The organism is Immundisolibacter sp., from assembly GCF_014359565.1.
GTDB lineage: Bacteria > Pseudomonadota > Gammaproteobacteria > Immundisolibacterales > Immundisolibacteraceae > Immundisolibacter.
Map to the genome: position 1 here is coordinate 382598 of NZ_JACIZD010000002.1, position 19950 is coordinate 402547.

A 19950-nucleotide genomic window follows, 5' to 3' on the forward strand; every position below is an offset into this window, starting at 1 on the left:
CGTGCCATGCCCCGCAAAAACAGCGAATCGAGCCCTGTGTTCAGCAGCTGGGACCCGCTGCTCGTGGACCAGGACCTGCTCCCGCACTGGCAGCGCCTGACCCGCGCCCTGCGCGCGCTGGGCCCGGCCGCCCTGACCGGCCGGGCCGACGAGGCCCGTCGCCTGCTGCACGAAACCGGCGTCAGCTACAACGTCTATGGGGCTGCCGACAGCTCGCGCCAGCCGTGGCCGCTCGATGTGGTGCCGCTGCTGATCAGCAGCGACGACTGGGCCGCCATCGAGGCCGGCCTGGTGCAGCGCGCGGAACTGCTGAACCTGATCCTGACCGACATTTATGGCCCGCGCGACATCCTGCGCCGCGGCCTGTTGCCGCCGGCCCTGGTGTTCGGGCACGGCGGTTTTCTGCGCGCCTGCCAGGACATTCGCCTGCCGTCCGCGCACCAGTTGCCGCTGTACGCCGCCGACCTGGTGCGCGACCGCTCCGGGCAGACCTGGGTGCTGGCCGACCGCACACAGGCGCCGTCGGGCATCGGCTACGCGCTGGAAAACCGCCGCGTCACATCCCGCGTGCTGCCGAGCCTGTACCGCGACGCCCAGGTGCATCGCCAGGAGCCGTTCCTGCGCGCCCTGCGCAGCAACCTGATCGCCGCCGCACCGCCGGCGGCGCGCAACGACCCGGCGCTGGCATTGCTCACGCCCGGCGCGCGCAACGAGACCTATTTCGAACAGGCCCTGCTGGCCGAGAAACTGGGCCTGCAACTGGTCGAAGGCTCCGATCTGCTGGTGCGCGGCGGCCGTCTGCGGCTGCGCGCGCTCGGTGGCCTGACGCCCATCGACGTGCTGTGGCGGCGCGTTGACGACGCCTGGTGCGACCCGCTGGAACTGCGGGCCGATTCCTTCCTGGGCGTGCCGGGCCTGGTGGAAGCCGCGCGCCGCCGCCAGGTCAGCGTGATCAACCCGCTGGGCAGCGGCGTGCTGGAGAACCCGGCCCTGGGCGCCTACCTGCCGGCCCTGGCAAGGCATTTCCTGGGCGAGGACCTGCGCCTGCCCAGTGTCGACAGCTACTGGTGCGGGGATCCGCAGCACCTGCAGCACGTGCTGGCCAACCTGGACCGGCTGGTCATCAAGCGCCTGCAGCGGCACCCGGACCAGCGCTCCGTGTTCGGTGCCACCCTGTCCGCGCAGGAACTGGCAGTCTGGCGCGAACGCCTGCTGGCCCAGCCGGGCCAGTACACGGCGCAGGCTGCCGTGACGCCGGTGCCGACGCCATCGTTCGGCGGCACGCAACTGGGCATGCGCCCGGTCCTGCTGCGCGCCTTCCTGACCGCCGGCGCCGAAGGCTACCGGATCCTGCCGGGCGGCTTTGCCCGCGTCGGCCCGCAGGCCGACACGCTGTTCATCAGCAACCAGGCCGGCGCCATGGGCAAGGACGTGTGGGTACTGGCCAGCGAACCGGAAACCGACACCGCCTATCCGTCGCTGGCACCGGTGGTCGGCGCGGCGCACGGCGGCCTGCCACGGCGCGCCGCCGAGAACCTGTTCTGGGTCGGCCGCTACCTGGAGCGGAGCGTGGCCAGCCTGCGCCTGCTGCGCCTGACGCTGGAGCGGCTGACCGACAGTGACGCCGCGCGAGAACCGGCGGCGCTGGACAGTCAGCGCCTGCTGGCGCAAACCCTGACCCACCTGACCGGCACGCATCCGGATGCGGTGGACCAGAGCGCCATTGCCGAACCGCTGTGGACCCTGCTGACCGACCCGCGGCGCCCCGGCAGTGTGGCCTTTGGCCTGCAGGCACTGGCGCGGGCCGCCGAAACCGTGCGCGAACATCTGCCGCAAGACGCCCTGCATGTGCTGGTCGATCTGTCGGCGCCGCTGACCGGCTTGCCGGCGGCATCCGGCGACGCCGAGCAGATGAACTCGGCCGCCCAGCAGGCGCTGCACGGCGTCCTCGCGCTGTGCGGCGCGCTGGCCGGCGACACGGAACAGGACGCTGGCTGGCATTTCCTGGAGCTGGGCCGCTGCATCGAGCGCGGACAGAATCTGGGCGTCGTCCTGCGCAGCCTGCTGTGCAGCCAGGCGCCGCTGGCCGCCACCCCGGCCGCGATCGAGACGGCGCTGGCCTTCTGCGGCAGCCTGCCGGCGTATCGCCGCCATGGCCCGGACGTGCCGCCACTGCGGCTGGCACTGGAACTGCTGCTGCTGGACGCCCGGCAGCCGCGCAGCCTGATGCGCCAGCTGCAGGGCATCGAACGGCATCTGGCGGCGCTGCCGGATCCGGCCACGGGCGTGCAACTGAGCGTCAGCGGCCGGCTGGCGCTGGACGCGATCACCCGCCTGCGGCTGCTCGACATCGTGAGCCTCGACACGGCGGACGGACTCGATCAGACCGCGCTGGACCAGTTTCTGGCCCGCGGCGATTACCTGCTGCGGGAACTGTCGGACGCGATCGCCAGCGCGCATTTCCAGACCCCCGTGGCGCCGCATTCGCTGCTGCGGGTGCCGACCGAGTCGCCATGAACTACCGCACCGTGCATATCACCCGCTACCGCTACGACAAGCCGGTGGTCAGCAGCTACAACGAGGCACACCTGCTGCCGCGCAGTTGCACCGGGCAGACACTGGTCAGCGCCAGCCTGAGCATCGAGCCGCCGTGCCGGGACTACCGCGACCGACAGGATTTTTTCGGAAACACGGCCAGTTATTTCGCCATCCTGGACCCGCACCAGGAAGTCACCATCACGGCCACCAGCGAGGTACGCCTGCAGGCACCGCGGCGGCAGCTGAGCTTCGGCGATGCCATCGACTGGCAGGAGACGGCCCGCCGCCTCGCCGAGGCCGGCGACCCGGAAACCCTGGACGCTGTCCAGTACTGCCTGGACTCGCCCATGGTGCGCGCCCTGCCGGCCCTGCACGATTACGCGGCGGCCAGTTTCCCCGCCGGCCGGCCGCTGGCCGACGCGGTGGCGGAACTGGTGGCCCGCATACATGAGGACTTCACCTACGACCCCACCGCCACCGACGTCGCCACGCCGGTGCTGGAGATACTGCAACGGCGCCGGGGCGTGTGTCAGGATTTCGCGCACCTGGCCATCGGCTGCCTGCGCAGCCTGGGCCTGGCGGCCCGCTACGTGAGCGGCTACCTGGAAACCCTGCCGCCGCCGGGCAGGCCCAAGCTGCAGGGCGCCGACGCCTCGCACGCCTGGCTACAGGTGTACCTGCCCGGCACCGGCTGGCAGGACTGGGACCCCACCAACAACCTGCAACCGTCCGGCCGCCACATCACCACCGCCTGGGGCCGCGACTACAGCGACGTGGCGCCGCTGCAGGGCGTGATCTACGGTGGTGGCGACAATCACCGGATCGAGGTCGCAGTGGATGTGACCGCCCTTCCCGAGCCGGTGGAGCTTTGATGCCCAGCCAGCGCACGGCGAGCGAATTCCTGCGCGCCGGCCGCTACGGCGTTCTGGCCACACTCTCGCGCAGCCTGCCCGGCTACCCGTTCGGCTCGATCACGCCCTACGTGCTCAGCGCCGTCGGCGAGCCGGTCATCTACATCAGCACGCTGGCCGAGCACACCAGGAACATCGGCGCCGATCCACGCGTGTCGCTGACCGTATTCGACCCGGCCGACGCCGCCGATCCGCAGGCCGGCGCCCGCCTGACCTGGATCGCCGACGCCTATGCCCTGGATGCGCCGGCCAGCGCCGCGGTGGCCGAGCGCTACTACCGGTTCTTTCCAGCCGCCCGCGCCTACGCCGACATGCACGATTTCGGCTTCTACGCCCTGCGTCCGGTGCGCCTGCGCTACATCGGCGGTTTCGGCAAGATCGGCTGGATCGAGCCGCACGAAATCGACCTGAGCAACCCGCTGGCGGATGCCGAAGCCGGCATCGTGGAGCACATGAACGGCGACCACGCCGACGCGCTGCGCGCCTACTGCCGGCATTTCCTTGGCCGTGAGGCACGGCAGGTGACGCTGGTCGGTGCCGATGCCGATGGCGTGGACCTGCTGGCCGACGGGGCTGCGCTGCGCCTGCCGTTTGCCGCCCGCGCCGAAAGTGTCGACGCCCTGCGCCAGCAGTTGATCGCACTGTTGCGCGAAACGCGCGAGGCAGCGGGCGGCGCCTGAGCAGCCGCATTGCGACTGGCGTACCGCCAGCACGTAAACTGCTGGCCGGGCACCCGCCCGTCGACCGTCTATCCGAATTCCGCCAAAGAGGAGTCGAATTCATGGCCCGCATTGCCCGCATCCGCACCGCGGCCGGCCCGCGTCACGCGCTCGAACAACCCGATGGCCGGCTGTGCCTGATCGAAGGCGACCTGCTGGGCGACTGGCGGGCGACCGATCAGGTCGCACCCGCCGATGCCCAGCGCCTGGCGCCGGTCGTGCCGCCGACCATCTACTGCATCGGCCTCAACTACCGCAAGCACGCCGAGGAAACCGGCGCCGCCATCCCCCAATATCCGGTCCTGTTCATCAAATCGGCCAGCGCGCTGCACCATCCGGACCAGCCGATCCTGATCCCGACCCACGCGCCCAGTCACAAGGTGGACTACGAGTGCGAACTGGCGGTGGTGATCGGCCGCCGGGCCAAGAACGTGCGCGCCGCCGAGGCCCTCGACTACGTGCTCGGCTACACCTGCGCCAACGACGTCAGCGCCCGCGACTGGCAGATGGAATGGGGCGGCGGGCAGTTCTGCCGCGGCAAATCCTTCGACACCTTCTGCCCACTGGGACCGGTGCTGGTCACGGCCGACGAAATCCCCGATCCGAACGCGCTCGACATCCGCACGACGCTCAACGGCCAGACCGTGCAGTCGGCCAACACCAGCGACATGATTTTCGACGTGCGCACGCTGATCGAGTTCCTGAGCGCCGACTGCACGCTCGAACCCGGCAGCGTGATCCTGACCGGCACACCCAGCGGCGTGGGCGCCGCCCGCAAACCGCCGCTGTGGATGCAGCCCGGCGACGAGGTGTGCGTGGAAATCGCCGGCATCGGCACGCTGCGCAACCCGCTGGCGGCGTCCTGATCGCCATGCAGAAAATTACTCTTGCAACATGGCATCCAACGGCGGTAGGATGCAACCGACTGACCGATCGGTCCACCCCTCCGCTCGGGCCAGTCAGGCTTCGATAATGACTAAGAATCCCCCTCCCAAACCCTGCGCCGCCGCTGCCCACCGAGTCCTCCGGGCAGCGGCGGAAGTTTTTTCCAGCCAGGGCTACGATGCCGCTTCCATCAGCGCCATCGCCGAGCGGGCTTCGGTCAGCAAGGCCAACATCTTCCATCACTTCAAGAGCAAGGCAGCGCTGTATCAGGAAGTCCTGAAAACCGCCTGCCAATCCTTTACCGATGCCATCGACGCGGTCGCCCAGCTCGACGATGACGCCGCCCAACGCCTGTCCGCCTATGCCAGCGAGCGCCTGTGCGCGTATATCGAAGACCCGATGTCCAGCCGTCTGGTGCTGCGCGCGCTCACCAGCGACGGCGCAGATAGCGACATCCAGCCGGTACGTGACGACTTCGCGCGCAACTTTCACCGCCTGGTGGAGCTGATCCGCGCCGGCCAGACCGCAGGACAATTGCGCGCCGACCTGAACCCGGCGCTGGTGGCGCTGATGATCAACGCCGGCAACGTGTTCTATGCCCAGACGCGGCCGATGCTGCGCCACTTCAAGGATGTCGACTGCGCCGATGACCCGCAGCGCTACAACGCCCTGATGATGGATATCCTGCTGCGCGGCATCCTGCCGGCTTGAGCGCCCCCGGCAACGCTGGGGAAGCTGAATAAATCCATCCTGGATTTTTCAGCGCACGCGCGTCCTTGCGCTGGGAAACACTGAACACTGCAGCGTTTCTCTAGCTCACCACCTCGTCCGTCCACACCCGGAAACTCTCGAGCGTGTTCGGGCCAAAGGTGGTCGTGATGGCCACGTCGGCGGCATCCCGACCCCGCGCGATCAGGACCCGCCCGATGCGCTGCCGGTTGTTGCGCGGATCAAAGGTGTGCCAGGCACCGCCCAGGAAAACTTCCATCGACGCGGAGAAATCCATCGCCGAGCTGTCCGGCGGCACGCCGATGTCGCCCAGGTAGCTGGTGCAGTAACGCGCCGGAATGTTCAGGCTGCGGCAAAAGGCAATCGCCAGATGAGCGTAATCGCGGCACACGCCCCGGCGCTCGTTGTAGACCTCCCAGGCGCTTTTCGTGGGACGGGCATGCTCATAGCCAAAACTGATGTGGTCGTGCACGAAGTCGCAAACGGCCTGCACCCGCGCCCAGCCCGGCGCCGTCGTGCCGAAAAGCCGCCAGGCCGTCTCGGCCAGCAGATCGGACTCGCAGAACCTGCTCGGCAGCAGGAACACCAGGGTTTCTTCCGGCAGCGACTCGACCGGATGTTGCAACGCCCCAGGAACCTCCGGATCGACCGTGCCGCGATCGTTGATCAGCGCATCGGTGGTCAGGCGAAAGCGCCCGGCCGGTGCCACCAGGCGCGTGCACCAGTTGCCGAAGCCGTCGCGGTACATGCTGGTCGGCACCCACGGATCGGTGTGCATCTGGTCCGGACGCACTAGGTCGGAGACGCGCGTGTAATGCACGTTCAGCGTGACGATCATCGGCGTTGGCTGCGGGAACTGATAAACAAGCTCGTAACCCAGGCGAATCTGCATCGGAACACTCCGTTGGGCGGGCGGCGAGGAACACCTCGTCGACAGGATTTGCGAACCGGGCCGTGAGCACGCAGCAGGAAGGACTGCGCAGCCGGCGGGTCAACATCAGCACAGGTCGCCTTGGACATGCAGCAGCAACCGCGCCAGACGTTCGATCCACACCGCCTGCCCCGCCGCGTCATCGATCATATCCTGGCGAATCTCCAGTTCGACGTGAGCCAGGCCGCGCGCCTCACCGTAACGAGGAATGGCGTAATCGGTGTCATCGTGGACGGCGTAAGGCTCGTTTTCACCCACGACCAGACCACCCTCGTCGCGCAACGCCTGTGCCAGCAGACGCGCCAGGCGCGGATCGCGGTTGTAGAGCACCGCCACGTGCCAGGGACGAGGGACCCCCAGATACACCGGCGTGAAGCTGTGCAGGGAAACGAGCAGCGTGCGCTGACCTCGGCGCAGGCGAGCGTCCAGCAGCGCGCGGATATGCGCGTGGTAAGGCACGAAAATCTCGGACTCGCGCGCCGCCACCTGAGCACGGGAAATCGACACATTGCCGGGAATGGTCGTGCGCTCGCTGAGGCTGACGATCGAATCGGCGCTGCCCGGCGGCCGGTTGCAATCGATCACCAGGCGCGAATACGGCTGCAGGACGACGCAGGCATCCAGTGCGTCGCCCAAGCCGGATGCGACCGCGCCGGCCCCGATATCCCAGGCAATGTGGCTGGCCAGGGCGTCCGCAGGGAGGCCGATGGTACCCAGACGGCGCGGGATCCGGTTGCCTGCATGGTCACAGATCAGCAAATAGTCCGAGCGGCCATCGGCGTGCTCGATACGCCACGCCGGCGGCTCGTCGGGCGCCAGCAACGGCGGGGTCACGACGCGCATCGGGCAGTACTCATGGTTGCGACACCCGGGTCAGTTGCAGACAGTTCAGCACGAACGGCCGACGCACTGCGGTGCGCCAGCGCCCCGACCTTTGCACCAGGCGGCGGCATATCATGTTCCGGCCCCGCATCGTGCGGGGCACCCCACCCCGAGGAGAAACCGTCATGAAACTCTATGGAGCCGCCTACAGCCGCGCCGGGCGCTGCATCTGGATGCTGGAAGAGATCGGTCAGCCCTATGACCACGTCGGCACCAGCCCGCGCGGCGAAACGCGCACGCCCGAGATGCTCAAGCTGAACCCGAACGGCCACGTGCCGGTGCTGGACGACAACGGCTACGTGATCTGGGAATCGCTCGCCATCAACCAGTACCTGGCCGAGAAGACCGGCACACTGTGGCCGGCCGGTGTCCAGGCGCACGGGCAGATCGCCCAGTGGAGCCTGTGGGCCATGACCGAGGTCGAGCCGCACCTGGTCACCATGCTGATGCACATGATGTTCCTGCCGGAGGCCCAGCGCAGCCCGGAGGCCATCGAGCAGGCCAAGGCCGCCCTTGCCAAGCCGATGCAGGTACTCGACGAGCACCTGGCCGGCCGGCCTTACCTACTGGGCACGGACTTCAATGTCGGCGACCTGAACGTGTGCTCGGTGCTGGGCCTGGCGGCCATGCTGAATTACGACTTCTCGCCCTTTGCCAACGTCGGCGCCTGGCTTGGTCGCTGCAACGGCCGCCCGGCGGCCCAGCGCTACCAGCAAAAGGCACAGGAGGCGATGGCCAAGATGGGCTGACGCCAACTTCAGGAAAGCGCAAAGCCGGCGCCGAAGTCACTCCTCGCGCCGGCTTTTTTGTGCCCGACAGCCGGCGCGATCAGCCGAAGCGGCCGTCCAGGAAATCCAGCACCAGCTGGTTGAAGGCCTGGCGCTGCTCGATCTGAATCCAGTGGCCGCAGTGGTGGAACATGTGCAGCTGGGCATTGGGCATGCGCTCGGCCACGTACAGGCTGGTGCTGGTCGGAATGAAAAAATCCTCCCGGCCGTGCGTCACCAGCGTCGGGTGCGCCATGGCGCGCAGCTCGTGTTCCGGCACCACGAAGGCGTCCACGTGCACCTGCGCGTCGCCCGGGAACATGGCCTCGAACTGCCGGCGGATGCGCTCCTGCATCACCAGGCCGTAGCGCTGTTTGGCAATCGCCTCCACATCCCCGCCCAGCACCTCCGGGTTGTGCAGGAACTTGCGCACCAGGTACGCCAGCTCCTCTTCGGTACCGGCGCGGTAGTAGCCCCAGCCGCGCTGCAGGCCCGGCGTGGCCGTGAACGGCGCGCCGACGGCGCCCATCAGCACGATGCGCTCGAAGCGCTGGGGGTGCCGGCGCAGCAGTTGCAGCGTGACGCCGCCGCCCATCGAGTTGCCCACCAGGTGCGCCTTGGCGATGCCAAGGCCGTCCATCAGAGCGATGATCTGGGCGGTCCACACCTCGATCCAGGCCGCGGCGCCGCTCGGCGGCGCATGGTGCTGGCTGTCGCCAAAGCCGGCGATGTCCGGCGCAATCGCCCGGTAGCGCTCGCCCAGGAACGGCAGCGCGTGCACCCAGTTGGACAGGGCGTTGGCGCCCGGCCCGGAACCGTGCAGCAGGATCACCGGCGTGGCATCGGCCGCGCCGGCCTGGTGATAGAAGGTCTCGAAGCCGCCGGTCGTCAGCCGGTTGCTGGCTACTTGCATGGGATTCTCCTCGGGTTCGGGAATGCTCGACCGGCGCATGGTAACGCCCACGCGCCCGCATCAGCCGGCCGGCAGGAAGTGCATCAGCAGCACCTGCACGAGGCCAATCAGGCCGCCGAGCAGCACGCCAAACCAGGTGATGGCCCGAAACTGCCGGCGCGAGAAGCCCAGCACCAGCGCCTCCAGCTTGGCCACGTCCAGGGCATCGATACGGGCGCGGATGCGTTCGCGGATATGCTCTCCGCTGGGGCCGTCGGCCCGCGCCAGCGCGTCTATTTCCCGCAGCAGCAGGTCGCCCGCCATGCCCTTGGCCATCGACAGCATGGCTGCATTGGCACCCAACAAACCGCCTAGCTGGTCGACCATGCCGGCCACCTTGTCTCGCAACCGCGCACGTACCGGCTCGGTCAGCAGCAGGTCGGCGACCTGTTCACCGTCGAGCACGTGGGCAGTGAACGTGTCGGCGATGGCCAGCGCGATTTGCGCACGTTCGCGCGGAATCAGCCCCGGCGTCAGCGGTACCCGCAGGCGGCCGATGCGCCACGGCCGGTAGGGCCGGAACAGCATGCGGATGGCGACGTCGTTGGTGACGCCACCGATCACGGCGCCAATCAGCGGCGGCAGCACCCAGCCGGTCCATGTGCTCAATGCAACACCTCGCGCATACGCCGCGCCGCCGGCGAGGCCAGATCGATCTCCGGCGCGGTCATCACGCGGTTGCGGCCGGCCCGCTTGGCCTGATACAGCGCAGCGTCCGCTGCCTGCATCAGGTCCTCGGGGCGGCAACCACTGTGGGGACGCACGCTGGCAACCCCGAGGCTGATGGTGACGATCGGATGGCTGGTCCCCGGTGCATGCGGCAACCGCAGATTCTCGACTGCCCGTCGCAGCATGTCGGCCACCGCGCTGGCACCGCTGGCCGGCGTCAAAGGCAGCAGGACGCCGAATTCCTCGCCACCGAGCCGCACCACCAGATCGCCGTGGCGGTGCACCAACTCGCGCGCGACCGCCGCCAAGCGGCGCAGACAGGCATCCCCGCCCGGATGGCCGTAGTGGTCGTTGTACGGCTTGAATTCGTCCACATCGAAGATGACCAGGGCCATTTCGCCGCGCAGGCGCAGCGCGCGCTGCCACTCGCCGGCCAGGGTTTCCTCGAAATGCCGCCGATTGGCTAGACCGGTCAGCTGGTCGAAGCGGGCCAGGCGCGCGAACTCCACCTGCATCTGCACGCCATCGACATAGGTACGGTGCAGTTCCAGGCCGGCCAAGGCACTGCTGCAGGCGAGCAGCAGCAAGGCACCGGCGCCGCCGGGCAGCGGCTGCGGACCCAGCAGCATCAGTGCCAATGGCCCCGTCAGCGTCGCGACCAGCAGCCACGCATAAGGGCGTCCAAGCCGCGCGAGAGATGGAAACTCCACCAGTATTGCGGCGCCGAGCACCACCCAGGCGAACAGCTGCAGCACGTGCGGTTTGCCAACCACTAGAAGGACGCTGCCAACACCCCAGACCAGGCCGCCAACCAGTGTCGCGTTGACGTAATGTGCCCGCCACCGTGGCAACTGCGCGTCCCCGACGCGCTCGCGATTGAAACGCCGCACCAACAGCAGGCGGCCTGCCGTCACCACGCCGTGCGCCAGCAGCCAAGCCCCCGCCCCCGGAGCCGGCAGGACCGGCCACAGCAGCCCGGCCAGACCACAGGCACACAGCAAACTGAGCAGCGGCGGCACCGAGCCGCGCCGATACAGATCCACCACCTGGCGCCGCAGCTGGGGGTGGGGGCTGAGCCGCTGTGCGGCAGGGCCAAGATCGTCGTGACCGGCCGGCCCGTCGCCGATCGGCCTGGGGCTGCGCAGCCGGGCGGTTCGCATGATGTTCACCTCACGGACCGGGCGCACGCAAACCCACCTCGAACAGGCTCTCCAGATCGTGCCGCGAATAGGCGCGAAAGGCGAGCAGGGTCTGCGTGCTCACGATACCGGGCAAACCGGCCAGCCGGTCTGTCACCAGTACCGAAAGATCGTCGGCCGACGCCACGCGGGCAATGGCCACCAGGTCATGCTGGCCGCTGACCGAGTACACCTCGGCCACGCCAGGCAGTTCGGCCAGGGTCTGCGCCAGGGCGCTCACCTGGCCCCGCGCCGCCTGAATCAACACGAAGGCCGTGATCATGTGGCGGTCTCCTTCGATTCAACCGCTCGCAGGGCACGTCCTGCAAACGGCAGAAGCAGATAGGCGGGAAAACACAGAAAAAACGTAAGCAAGAAATAGTCCCGATAGCCCAGCCACGCCGCGCCGAAACCGCTGGCGAAGGCGGCCAGCGATCGGCTCAGGGCGAACAGCGACGACAGCAACGCATACTCGGTTGCCGCCTGACGGGGGTCCACGACCGACATCAGGAATGCCAGAAACGCGCCCGTACCCAGCCCACCGGTGAACGATTCGACCATGCTTGCTCCGTATAGCACGGACGTTGAGACCCCGCCCGCTTCGGCAAGTTGCGCCGCGTAGACGTAACCCAGATTCGACATCGCCTGCAGCAATCCGAGCGACCACAGCGCCGTGAAAATGCCAAGACGGTGCGTCGCCACGCCGCCGAGGACGCCCCCGGCAACGGACAGTAACAGACCAACGTTGACGGAAATGAGGCCTATTTCACTGGCCCGAAAGCCGGCATCCACCCAGAACGGCTTGACCATGAATCCCATGGCCGCATCGCCCAGCTTGAAGGTCAGCGCGAACGCCAGCACGGCGAGCATATAGGGCCGCGCCAGCAGCGCCGCAAACGGCGCCGTCACCGGGCCGGATCCGGCGCGCACCGGTTGCAGCGCGGCCAGTCCCAGCAAGCCCGCCGCCAGCACCGCCAACGCCACCTCAGCCCGCCCGCTGATCCACCCCATCTGCCGCCCGGCCAGCCAGGCCAGCACCAGCAACACCGACAGCCCGGCCAGAGCCACGCGCGGCTGGCGCGCCATTGCACGCAAGTCTGCCAAGCGCGGCGGCGGCCCGACACGCGGGGCTTCCATCGGCGCCGCGCGGCACACCAGGGCCAGCACGACCAGCAGACCGGCGGCCGCCAACTGGGTGCCGGCCCAGCCGATGCGGTCGCTGAGCATCAAAAGCCCGCCGGCCGCCAGCATGCCGACCCTGTACAACGCGATGCGCACACCGTTGGCAAGACCGAGCTCCGCGCGCGGCACTTTCTCGACCGTGTAGCCGTCGATGGCGATGTCGTTGGTGGCCGACAGCGCGGCGAACACGCCCAGCACCAGCCACATCTGCGGCTGCCCTGGGTCCATGCCCACCAGGGCGGCCATACACAGCGCCATCAGCAGATTGGCGGCCTGCATCCAGCGCCGATGATGGCGCCAGGCGTCCACCGCGGGCGCCCACAGGAACTTGAACGTCCAGGCCAGGCCAAGCAGGCCAAGCACGCCGATCTGGCGCAGATCCACCCCATGCTGGCGGAAGTACACCGGCAACAGGTCCAGAAAGATGCCCAGCGGCAGACCCTGCGCGAAATACAGCACGCCCACCCAGAACAGGCGCGAGCGCAGCGGCGAGACGGTGTTCATTGGACGCTATCCAACGGCGCCATCGTTTCGCTCCTCCGCATCGGCCAGCTGCGGGCTGAACCAGGACAGCGCCTCGTGCAAACCGACCACGCCGCCGACGATGATCAGCGCCGGGCCGGGCAAGCCCTGAGCGGCCGTGGCCAGCTCGCCCAGCGGCGCGGTGACGACCTGCTGGCGCAGCGTGGTGCCCTCGGCCACCACGGCCGCCGGCGTGGCGGCATCCTTGCCGTGCGCGATCAGCGCCGCGCAGATCTCGGCCAGCGCGCCAAGACCCATGTAGATCACGAGGGTGCCGCCCAGCGCCACCAGCTGCGGCCAGGGCAGGTCCACACTGCCGTCCTTGAGGTGGCCGGTCACGAACACGCACAGCTGCGCATGGTCGCGGTGCGTCAGCGGAATGCCGGCGTAGGCGGCGCAGCCACTGGCTGCCGTCACGCCGGGCACCACCTGAAACGGAATGCCCTCGGCCGCCAGGGTGGCGATTTCCTCCCCGCCACGCCCGAACAGGAACGGGTCGCCGCCCTTGAGGCGCAGCACCCGCTTGCCCTCGCGCGCCAGGCGCACCAGCAACGCGTTGATGTCCCCCTGCGGCAGCGTGTGCTGGCTGGCGCGCTTGCCGGCGTCGATGCGCTCGGCCTCGCGCCGCGCCATGTCCAGGATTTCCGGCGCCACCAGGCGGTCATGGACCACCACGTCGGCCTGCTGCAGCAGACGCAGGGCCCGAAAGGTCAGCAGGTCCGGATCGCCGGGACCGGCACCGACCAGATACACCTCGCCTACCCCGCCGGCCGCGCCGCGTTCGAGCAGGTGATCCAGCAATTGCCGGGCACGCCGATCCTGGCCGGACAGCGCCAGTTCCGCCACCGGGCCTTGCAGGGTTTCGTCCCAGAAGCGGCGACGGGCGACCGGATCGGCAATCCGCTCGCGGACTTTGCCACGGACGCTGCCGGCCAGCTCGGCCAAGCGGCCGTAGGCGGCCGGGATCAGGGTTTCCAGCCGCGCCCGCAGCAGGCGCGTCAGCACCGGTGCCCGGCCGCCGGAACTGACGGCCGCGATCACCGGCGAGCGATCCACCACCGCCGGCATGATGAAACTGCACAGTGCCGGCGTGTCCACCACGTTGACCGGCAGGCCGCGCGCGCTGGCCAATGCCGCCACCTGGGCATTGACCTGCGCATCGTCGGTGGCGGCGATGACCAGCGTCATGCCGTCGAGGTCGACCTCCGCAAACGGCCGCTCGCGAAGTTCCACCGCGCCAGCCATGGCCCGCAGCTCGGGCGTGAAGTGCGGCGCCACCACCACGCCGCGCGCGCCGGCCCGCAGCAGCAGCGCCAGCTTGCGCGCCGCCACCGGGCCGCCGCCCACCACCAGGCACGGCCGGCCCCGCACATCCAGAAAAATCGGCAAATAATCCATGGGCTCAGTGTGCTCGCAGCTCCGCGCGGTGCCCTGCAGGACGATCGGGCAAACGTGGACGGCGCCGGCTGGCGTAGGGCTGGCGAAAAAGGCTTCTGTATAGTGCGGCGCGACCCGCCGATAGGCTTTCGAGGAGGATGGTCATGAATCTGGAACTGGCAGGAAAAGTCGTCATCGTCACCGGCGCCAGCCAGGGCATCGGCCTGGCCACGGCGCTGAGTTTTGCGGGCGAAGGCGCCCGGCTGCTGCTGGCGGCGCGCGGCGCGGATGGTCTCACGGCCGCTGCCGCAGCGGCCACGGCCGCCGGTGCGCCGCAGGTGCAAACCGTCACCTGCGACGTCACGGTGGACACCGACGTCGACGCCCTGATGGCAACTGCCCGGCAACACTTCGGACGCGTCGACGTGCTGGTCAACAACGCCGCCGGCAAACTGCCGGCCGGCGACTTTGCCGACATCAGCAACGAGGCCTGGCTGGCCGGCTGGAACCAGAAGCTGCAGTGCCACATTCGCGCCTGCCGGGCCGTCTACCCGATCATGTGCGAGCAGAAAAGCGGCGTCATCGTGAACGTGCTGGGCACCGCCGCGCGCAACCCCAAGGCCTCCTACATGCCGGTGGGCATCAGCAACGCGGCGCTGTTCAACTTCACCAAGAGCTTTGCCGACCTGTGCGCGCCGCAGGGCATCCGGGTGGTCGGCGTGGCGCCGGCGGGCGTGACCACCGACCGCTGGACGCGCCTGATCAATGCCCGCGCGCCTGCCGAAGGCAAGACGCCCGAGCAACTGCAGGCGGAAATCGACGCCGCGCTGCCACTGGGCCGCATGGCCTACCCGCAGGACGTGGCCGACGCCATCTGCTTCGCCGCCTCGGCGCGGGCGGCCTATATCTGCGGCAGCGTCATCACCGTGGACGGCAACAGCACGCAGGGCGTGTATTTGTAGCGTCGCGGCCGCCTGCGCCGGAGCATGGAGGGCGCGGCCATTGATGCAATTCAACCGGCGGTGCCACCGCGCGCGGCAGGCACCCAGTCATCAGCCGGTTAGTCAACGTTGCCCTGTCGATCAGCCGCCCGATGGCCGTGGCAGCACCGCGGCCGGGTCGATCGGCGTGCCGCGGTAACGGATCTCGAAATGCAGCACGCCGCGCCCATCGCCGGGGCTGCCCATGCTGGCGATGGTCTGACCGCCGCTGACAGTGCTGCCCTCGGCCACGGCGATTTTCTGCAAGTGACCGTAGGCGCTCAGGTAATCCTCGTTGTGTTTGACGATGAGCAGGTTGCCGTACTGGCGCAGGCCGTTGCCGGCGTAGACAACAGTGCCGGCGGCCGCGGCGCGAACCGGCTGGCCGATCTGGCCGGCGATGTCCAGTCCCTTGTTGCCGCCGTGGGCGGCCACGTATCCACGCAGCGTGGTGCCGGCCGTCGGCCAGGTCCAGCCGCCGGCCGGCGCGATCGGCGGGGCCGCAGGAGCACCGCCCGCACCGGGCAGGTGCAGGCGTTGGCCGGGATAGATCGTGTAGGGCGACCGGATGCCGTTCAGGCGCGCCAATGCCTGGTAATCGATGCCATAGCGGCGGCCGATGATCGCCAGCGTCTCGCCCCGCTGGACGACATGTTCGCCACTTGGCAGCGAGGCGCTTGCATGCGACGACGCGGTTGGCGAAACCGCCGGCGGGCGGCCGGATCGACCGGCGCAGCCGGCCAGGATCAGCGCAATGACCAGCGCCAGCAGCACGCGCGCCGCTTGGCCGCCCAGCGCAGGGCGCAAGGCAGCCTGCGGGGCCTCGCCGGGCGCCTCAGCCCCGGCCGCGCCGCAGCGGCACGAAATGCGCAGCACCCAGGCGTTCCTCGTGCAGGCCGGTGGCGGTTCGGGTGAAGCGGCGCAGAACCTGCTCGCGCGAACCCACCGGCGCGATGAGCCGTCCGTCCTGGGCCAGCTGTTCGAACAGCTGCGGCGCCAGCGTAGCCGCCGCGGCGGTGATCAGGATGCCGTCGTACGGACCTTTGCCCGGCAGGCCCTGACTGCCGTCGCCGACCACCAGGGCCACGTTGCGCACGCGAAGGTCGCGCAGCACGCGCCGGGCCTGGGCGGCCAGGGCGCCGATACGCTCGATGCTGACCACCTCCGGCACCAGTGCCGCCAGCACGGCGGTCTGGTAGCCCGAGCCAGTGCCGATTTCGAGCACCCGGCGCAGCGATGGCCCCTGCAGCAGGGCGCTGGTCATCTGCGCCACGGTGAGCGGCTGGGAAATGGTCTGGCCGTGGCCGATGGGCAGCGACACGTTGTCGTAGGCACGGCTGGCGAGGGCTTCCTCCACGAACAGATGCCGCGGGATCTGACGCATCACATCCAGCACCCGCGCATCCAGCGGCGACAGCTGCGCCAGGGTCTCGACCAGCCGGTCACGCGTGCGCTGCGAGGTCATGCCGATGCCGGCGGCCTGCTGGCCGGAACCGGAATCGGCACGGAACGGGTTGCTCATCGGCTTGGAGATGTACCGGCGCGGCAGCAAAACGGGGCAATCTCCGGCCGGAAATTGCCCCGTGCAGAATTGGTCGGGACGAGAGGATTTGAACCTCCGACCACTTGACCCCCAGTCAAGTGCGCTACCAGGCTGCGCCACGCCCCGAGAAATCGATGTGATGCGACGGCCCGCATCAGGTCTTCAGTATCGCCAGAACCTCTTCCAGTTCCTGCCGCATCTGGCGCACCAGCTGCGCCGTGCGGTCCGCATCCTGGCGGCCTGCCTCCCCGCCCAGGCGCTGGCGGGCGCCGCTGATGGTGAAGCCCTGTTCGTACAGCAGGCTGCGAATCTGGCGGATCAGAATCACGTCCTGACGCTGATAGTAGCGCCGGTTGCCGGTGCGCTTGGCCGGCGTCAGCTCCGGGAATTCCTGTTCCCAGTAGCGCAGCACGTGGGGCCGCACGCCGCACAGTTCGCTGACCTCGCCGATACCGAAATAGCGCTTGCCCGGTATCGGCGGCAACTGGTCATTCTGCGACGGTTCCAGCATAGGTATCGACGCGACGCTTCAGCTGTTGACCGGGCTTGAAAGTTACCACACGGCGCGCGGTGATAGGAATTTCCTGGCCGGTCTTGGGGTTGCGACCCGGGCGCTGGCGCTTCTGGCGCAAGGTGAAATTGCCAAAGCCGGACAGTTTCACGCCCTCGCCACGGGCCAGCGCCGCGCGCATGTGCTCGAAGAAGGACTCCACGATCTGGCGCGCCTCGCGTTTGTTGACGCCCAGCTCGCTGCACAGCAGCTGGCTCATCTCGGCCTTGGTCAGGGTGCTGTTCATGTTCAGTCTCGCAGGTGCGCCCGGTGGGCCTCGGCGAGCGCCCGCAGCAGGCGGGCGATCAGCGGCTCCACATCGGCGTCAGTCAGGGTGCGCTCGGTGGCAGACAGGGTAATGCCAAGCGCGACGCTCTTGTAGCCGTCCGGCACGCCCTGACCCTGGTATACGTCAAAGATCAGCAGCTCCTGCACCGGCGCCTGCGCGCAGGCGGCGCGTGCCGTGGCCAGGATATCGGCGGCAGCCACGTCGTTCGGCAGCACGATGGCCAGGTCGCGGCGCACGGCCGGGAAACGCGACACTTCTGCGTAGGCGGGCACGCGCCCGGCGGTCAGTGCCGCCAGCTCGATCTCGAACAGCAGCGGCGAATCGATTTTCAGTTCCGCCTCGAGAGCCGGGTGCAGGCGCCCCAGCCAGCCGACCGGCTGGCCTGCGCGCAGCAGGCGGGCGCTCTGGCCGGGATGCAGCGCCGGATGTTCGGCCGGCTCGAAGCTGAACCGGTCGGCGCAGCCGGTGATGGCCAGCAGCGCCTCGACGTCGGCCTTCAGGTCGAAAAAATCCACCGGCTGCGCCGGGATCGACCATTGTTCGGGACTGCGCGGGCCGGCGATCAATCCGGCCAGCTGCGCGTCCTGACGCAGTCCGCTGCCGTCGTCCACAAACCGCAGTCCGGTTTCGAACAACCGCACCCGCGCCGCCTGGCGGTTGGCGTTGTGCGCATAGGCCGCCAGCAGGCCGGGCCACAGGCTGGTGCGCATCACGGCCAGTTCGGCAGACAGCGGGTTGGCCAGCGCCAGGGGCTGGTTTTGCGGGTCGATCAGGGCTTGCAGGGTCTGGTCGACGAAACTGTACGTGATGGCTTCCTGATAACCGCGATCGACCAGGGCCAGGGCCAGCCGCTGGCGGGAGACGCGGTCGTCGTCGGCGGCCGGGAAATTGCCGCGCGGTGCCGGGCGGATACTGGGCAGGTTCTCGTAGCCGTGAACGCGCGCCAGCTCCTCGATCAGGTCTTCCTCGCAGCCAAGATCGAAGCGCCGGCTGGGGGGGCGTGCCTGCCAGACGCCGGTTGATTCCAACGTGACATCGATATCGAGCCGCTGCAGGATGGCTTCGATCTCGTCAGACGGCAGCGACGTGCCCAGTACGTGCTCGACCCGCGTCTGACGCAGCCGGATGGACGGCGTGGCCGGCAGCTCGGCCTCGGCGCAGGCTTCCACGATCGGCCCCGGCTGGCCGCCGCACAGGTCCAGCAGCAGCCGCGTGGCCCGTTCGATGGCCAGTCGTTGCAGCTGCGGGTCCACGCCGCGTTCGAAACGCTGCGAAGCGTCGGTTTGCAGCCCCAGCGCCCGCGCCCGTCCGGCGATGGCGCGCGGCGCAAAAAAGGCGCTTTCGAGCAGCACGTTGCGCGTGGCGTCGCCCACAGCCGAGTCCGCCCCGCCCATGATGCCGGCTGCAGCCAACGGCCCGGTGTCGTCGCAGATCAACAACAGCTCGGCACCGACCTCGATGTCCTGCTCGTTGAGCAGCCGCAGCCGCTCACCGGGCCGCCCGTGGCGCACCACGATGTCGCCGCTGAGGCGCTCCAGGTCAAACGCGTGCAGCGGCTGGCCCAGTTCCAGCAGCACGTAGTTGGTGATGTCCACCACCGGCCCGAGGCTACGCAGGCCAGCCCGGCGCAGGCGTTCCTGCAGCCACAGCGGGGTACTCGCCTGCGGGTCGATGTTCTCGACCACGCGGCACAGGTAGCGCGGGCAGCCCTGCGGCGCCTCCAGTCGCACGCCGAAGCGACGCGGGCTGACCGGCGCAACGGCGGCGATGTCGGGCGGCGACAACGGGGTCTGCGTGAGCGCGGCAAGTTCCCGGGCGAGGCCCGACAGGCTCAGGCAGTCGCCGCGGTTGGGCGTCAGTTCGACCTCGATGATGCGGTCGTCGAGCTGCAGGTAGTCGGCAAGCGGCTGGCCGACCGGCGCGTCGGCCGGCAGTTCGAGCAGGCCGGCCTGGCCTTCTCCGAGCCCGAGTTCGCGCGCCGAGCACAACATGCCCTCGGAGGTTTCGCCGCGAATCTTGCTCTTTTTGATGTGCAGGCCACCCGGCAAGCGGGCGCCGACCCTGGCCAAAGGCACGCGCAGATCCGGCCGCGCATTGGGTGCACCACAGACGATATTGAGCAGCGCCTCGCCGGGAATCGCTTCCACCTCGCACAGGCGCAGGCGGTCGGCGTCCGGATGCGGGCGGGTGGTCACGATGCGTGCCACCACGACATTCTCCAGCGCCTCGGCCACCGGCTCGATGCTGCCGACCTCGATACCCGCCATGGTCAGGCGCTGGGCAATGCCGGCCGTGTCGAGCGGCGGATTGCACCACTCACGCAGCCAGGTTTCGCTGACTTTCATC

At 68.9% G+C, this 19950-nt stretch carries 20 protein-coding genes and 1 tRNA gene; 7 read left to right on the top strand and 14 right to left on the bottom strand.

Features of this window, described 5'->3' with window-relative positions:
• Window positions 1-6: 6 nt before the first annotated feature.
• From H5U26_RS05615 to H5U26_RS05635, 5 genes are all read left to right on the top strand, one after another.
• The gene (locus H5U26_RS05615) at window positions 7-2517 is read left to right on the top strand and encodes a circularly permuted type 2 ATP-grasp protein (RefSeq protein ID WP_290617507.1); all 2511 of its coding nucleotides are present in this window, start codon (window positions 7-9) and stop codon (window positions 2515-2517) included.
• On the top strand, window positions 2514-3410 hold the full coding sequence (locus tag H5U26_RS05620) for a transglutaminase family protein (RefSeq protein WP_290617509.1): 897 nt from the start codon (window positions 2514-2516) through the stop codon (window positions 3408-3410). The genes H5U26_RS05615 and H5U26_RS05620 overlap by 4 nt, the downstream gene beginning before the upstream one ends.
• A complete protein-coding gene (locus H5U26_RS05625) occupies window positions 3410-4129 on the top strand; it encodes a DUF2470 domain-containing protein (protein ID WP_290617511.1) in 720 nt (239 codons plus the stop codon). The genes H5U26_RS05620 and H5U26_RS05625 overlap by 1 nt, the downstream gene beginning before the upstream one ends.
• 101 nt (window positions 4130-4230) lie before the next feature.
• Window positions 4231-5034: a fumarylacetoacetate hydrolase family protein gene (locus H5U26_RS05630; RefSeq protein ID WP_290617513.1), complete on the top strand. Its 804-nt coding sequence runs from the start codon at window positions 4231-4233 to the stop codon at window positions 5032-5034.
• Between the two features lie 106 nt (window positions 5035-5140).
• Window positions 5141-5764, top strand: coding sequence for a TetR/AcrR family transcriptional regulator (locus tag H5U26_RS05635; protein WP_290617515.1), 624 nt, complete (start codon window positions 5141-5143; stop codon window positions 5762-5764).
• A 100-nt stretch (window positions 5765-5864) separates the two neighbouring features.
• On the opposite strand, the gene H5U26_RS05640 is transcribed toward H5U26_RS05635, so the two are convergent.
• A complete protein-coding gene (locus H5U26_RS05640; RefSeq protein ID WP_290617517.1) occupies window positions 5865-6674 on the bottom strand; it encodes a transglutaminase family protein in 810 nt (269 codons plus the stop codon).
• 105 nt (window positions 6675-6779) lie between these two features.
• Window positions 6780-7556, bottom strand: coding sequence for an N-formylglutamate amidohydrolase (locus H5U26_RS05645; RefSeq protein WP_290617519.1), 777 nt, complete (start codon window positions 7554-7556; stop codon window positions 6780-6782).
• Window positions 7557-7720: 164 nt separating this feature from the next.
• Between H5U26_RS05645 and H5U26_RS05650 the strand changes: the two genes are divergently transcribed.
• Window positions 7721-8344 carry a glutathione S-transferase family protein gene (locus H5U26_RS05650; protein WP_290617521.1) on the top strand — a complete coding sequence of 208 codons (624 nt, stop codon included), beginning with the start codon at window positions 7721-7723 and terminating at the stop codon, window positions 8342-8344.
• A gap of 79 nt (window positions 8345-8423) precedes the next feature.
• Here the strand turns inward: H5U26_RS05650 and H5U26_RS05655 are convergent, their stop codons facing one another.
• From H5U26_RS05655 to cysG, 6 genes are read right to left on the bottom strand one after another with little or no spacing between them, the layout of a single operon-like run.
• Window positions 8424-9275: an alpha/beta fold hydrolase gene (locus tag H5U26_RS05655; RefSeq protein WP_290617523.1), complete on the bottom strand. Its 852-nt coding sequence runs from the start codon at window positions 9273-9275 to the stop codon at window positions 8424-8426.
• 60 nt (window positions 9276-9335) lie between these two features.
• The gene (locus H5U26_RS05660) at window positions 9336-9923 is read right to left on the bottom strand and encodes a DUF445 family protein (RefSeq protein ID WP_290617525.1); all 588 of its coding nucleotides are present in this window, start codon (window positions 9921-9923) and stop codon (window positions 9336-9338) included.
• Window positions 9920-11143: a GGDEF domain-containing protein gene (locus H5U26_RS05665; protein ID WP_290617527.1), complete on the bottom strand. Its 1224-nt coding sequence runs from the start codon at window positions 11141-11143 to the stop codon at window positions 9920-9922. The genes H5U26_RS05660 and H5U26_RS05665 overlap by 4 nt, the downstream gene beginning before the upstream one ends.
• A gap of 10 nt (window positions 11144-11153) precedes the next feature.
• Complete coding sequence (locus tag H5U26_RS05670; protein WP_068803820.1) at window positions 11154-11444, bottom strand: Lrp/AsnC ligand binding domain-containing protein; 291 nt, start codon at window positions 11442-11444, stop codon at window positions 11154-11156.
• On the bottom strand, window positions 11441-12847 hold the full coding sequence (locus tag H5U26_RS05675; protein WP_290617531.1) for an MFS transporter: 1407 nt from the start codon (window positions 12845-12847) through the stop codon (window positions 11441-11443). The genes H5U26_RS05670 and H5U26_RS05675 overlap by 4 nt, the downstream gene beginning before the upstream one ends.
• 6 nt (window positions 12848-12853) lie before the next feature.
• A complete protein-coding gene (cysG, locus tag H5U26_RS05680) occupies window positions 12854-14263 on the bottom strand; it encodes a siroheme synthase CysG (RefSeq protein ID WP_290617533.1) in 1410 nt (469 codons plus the stop codon).
• Between the two features lie 143 nt (window positions 14264-14406).
• Between cysG and H5U26_RS05685 the strand changes: the two genes are divergently transcribed.
• On the top strand, window positions 14407-15204 hold the full coding sequence (locus tag H5U26_RS05685) for an SDR family oxidoreductase (protein ID WP_290617535.1): 798 nt from the start codon (window positions 14407-14409) through the stop codon (window positions 15202-15204).
• Between the two features lie 120 nt (window positions 15205-15324).
• Here H5U26_RS05685 and H5U26_RS05690 read toward each other — a convergent pair whose 3' ends face one another.
• The 6 genes from H5U26_RS05690 to pheT all read right to left on the bottom strand — a co-directional run bounded on the left by H5U26_RS05690 (window position 15325) and on the right by pheT (window position 19949).
• The gene (locus H5U26_RS05690; RefSeq protein ID WP_290617537.1) at window positions 15325-16098 is read right to left on the bottom strand and encodes a peptidoglycan DD-metalloendopeptidase family protein; all 774 of its coding nucleotides are present in this window, start codon (window positions 16096-16098) and stop codon (window positions 15325-15327) included.
• A complete protein-coding gene (locus tag H5U26_RS05695) occupies window positions 16058-16744 on the bottom strand; it encodes a protein-L-isoaspartate(D-aspartate) O-methyltransferase (RefSeq protein WP_290617539.1) in 687 nt (228 codons plus the stop codon). The genes H5U26_RS05690 and H5U26_RS05695 overlap by 41 nt, the downstream gene beginning before the upstream one ends.
• A 70-nt stretch (window positions 16745-16814) precedes the next feature.
• Window positions 16815-16891, bottom strand: a tRNA-Pro gene (locus tag H5U26_RS05700).
• Between the two features lie 28 nt (window positions 16892-16919).
• Window positions 16920-17276 carry a MerR family transcriptional regulator gene (locus H5U26_RS05705; RefSeq protein WP_068803814.1) on the bottom strand — a complete coding sequence of 119 codons (357 nt, stop codon included), beginning with the start codon at window positions 17274-17276 and terminating at the stop codon, window positions 16920-16922.
• A complete protein-coding gene (locus H5U26_RS05710) occupies window positions 17254-17562 on the bottom strand; it encodes an integration host factor subunit alpha (RefSeq protein WP_068803812.1) in 309 nt (102 codons plus the stop codon). The genes H5U26_RS05705 and H5U26_RS05710 overlap by 23 nt, the downstream gene beginning before the upstream one ends.
• 2 nt (window positions 17563-17564) lie before the next feature.
• On the bottom strand, window positions 17565-19949 hold the full coding sequence (gene pheT / locus H5U26_RS05715) for a phenylalanine--tRNA ligase subunit beta (protein ID WP_290617543.1): 2385 nt from the start codon (window positions 19947-19949) through the stop codon (window positions 17565-17567).
• Between the last annotated feature and the right edge of the window lies 1 nt (window position 19950).

Excerpts from the sequence above, each read along its gene's own strand:
- H5U26_RS05625 (WP_290617511.1), top strand. The coding sequence starts at position 3,410 with ATGCCCAGCCAGCGCACGGCGAGCGAATTCCTGCGCGCCGGCCGCTAC.
- H5U26_RS05655 (WP_290617523.1), bottom strand. The coding sequence starts at position 9,275 with ATGCAAGTAGCCAGCAACCGGCTGACGACCGGCGGCTTCGAGACCTTC.
- H5U26_RS05640 (WP_290617517.1), bottom strand. The coding sequence starts at position 6,674 with ATGCAGATTCGCCTGGGTTACGAGCTTGTTTATCAGTTCCCGCAGCCA.
- H5U26_RS05620 (WP_290617509.1), top strand. The coding sequence starts at position 2,514 with ATGAACTACCGCACCGTGCATATCACCCGCTACCGCTACGACAAGCCG.
- H5U26_RS05705 (WP_068803814.1), bottom strand. The coding sequence starts at position 17,276 with ATGCTGGAACCGTCGCAGAATGACCAGTTGCCGCCGATACCGGGCAAG.
- H5U26_RS05630 (WP_290617513.1), top strand. The coding sequence starts at position 4,231 with ATGGCCCGCATTGCCCGCATCCGCACCGCGGCCGGCCCGCGTCACGCG.
- H5U26_RS05685 (WP_290617535.1), top strand. The coding sequence starts at position 14,407 with ATGAATCTGGAACTGGCAGGAAAAGTCGTCATCGTCACCGGCGCCAGC.
- H5U26_RS05710 (WP_068803812.1), bottom strand. The coding sequence starts at position 17,562 with ATGAACAGCACCCTGACCAAGGCCGAGATGAGCCAGCTGCTGTGCAGC.
- H5U26_RS05615 (WP_290617507.1), top strand. The coding sequence starts at position 7 with ATGCCCCGCAAAAACAGCGAATCGAGCCCTGTGTTCAGCAGCTGGGAC.
- H5U26_RS05695 (WP_290617539.1), bottom strand. The coding sequence starts at position 16,744 with ATGAGCAACCCGTTCCGTGCCGATTCCGGTTCCGGCCAGCAGGCCGCC.
- H5U26_RS05650 (WP_290617521.1), top strand. The coding sequence starts at position 7,721 with ATGAAACTCTATGGAGCCGCCTACAGCCGCGCCGGGCGCTGCATCTGG.
- H5U26_RS05665 (WP_290617527.1), bottom strand. The coding sequence starts at position 11,143 with ATGCGAACCGCCCGGCTGCGCAGCCCCAGGCCGATCGGCGACGGGCCG.
- H5U26_RS05635 (WP_290617515.1), top strand. The coding sequence starts at position 5,141 with ATGACTAAGAATCCCCCTCCCAAACCCTGCGCCGCCGCTGCCCACCGA.
- H5U26_RS05675 (WP_290617531.1), bottom strand. The coding sequence starts at position 12,847 with ATGAACACCGTCTCGCCGCTGCGCTCGCGCCTGTTCTGGGTGGGCGTG.
- pheT (WP_290617543.1), bottom strand. The coding sequence starts at position 19,949 with ATGAAAGTCAGCGAAACCTGGCTGCGTGAGTGGTGCAATCCGCCGCTC.
- cysG (WP_290617533.1), bottom strand. The coding sequence starts at position 14,263 with ATGGATTATTTGCCGATTTTTCTGGATGTGCGGGGCCGGCCGTGCCTG.
- H5U26_RS05645 (WP_290617519.1), bottom strand. The coding sequence starts at position 7,556 with ATGCGCGTCGTGACCCCGCCGTTGCTGGCGCCCGACGAGCCGCCGGCG.
- H5U26_RS05670 (WP_068803820.1), bottom strand. The coding sequence starts at position 11,444 with ATGATCACGGCCTTCGTGTTGATTCAGGCGGCGCGGGGCCAGGTGAGC.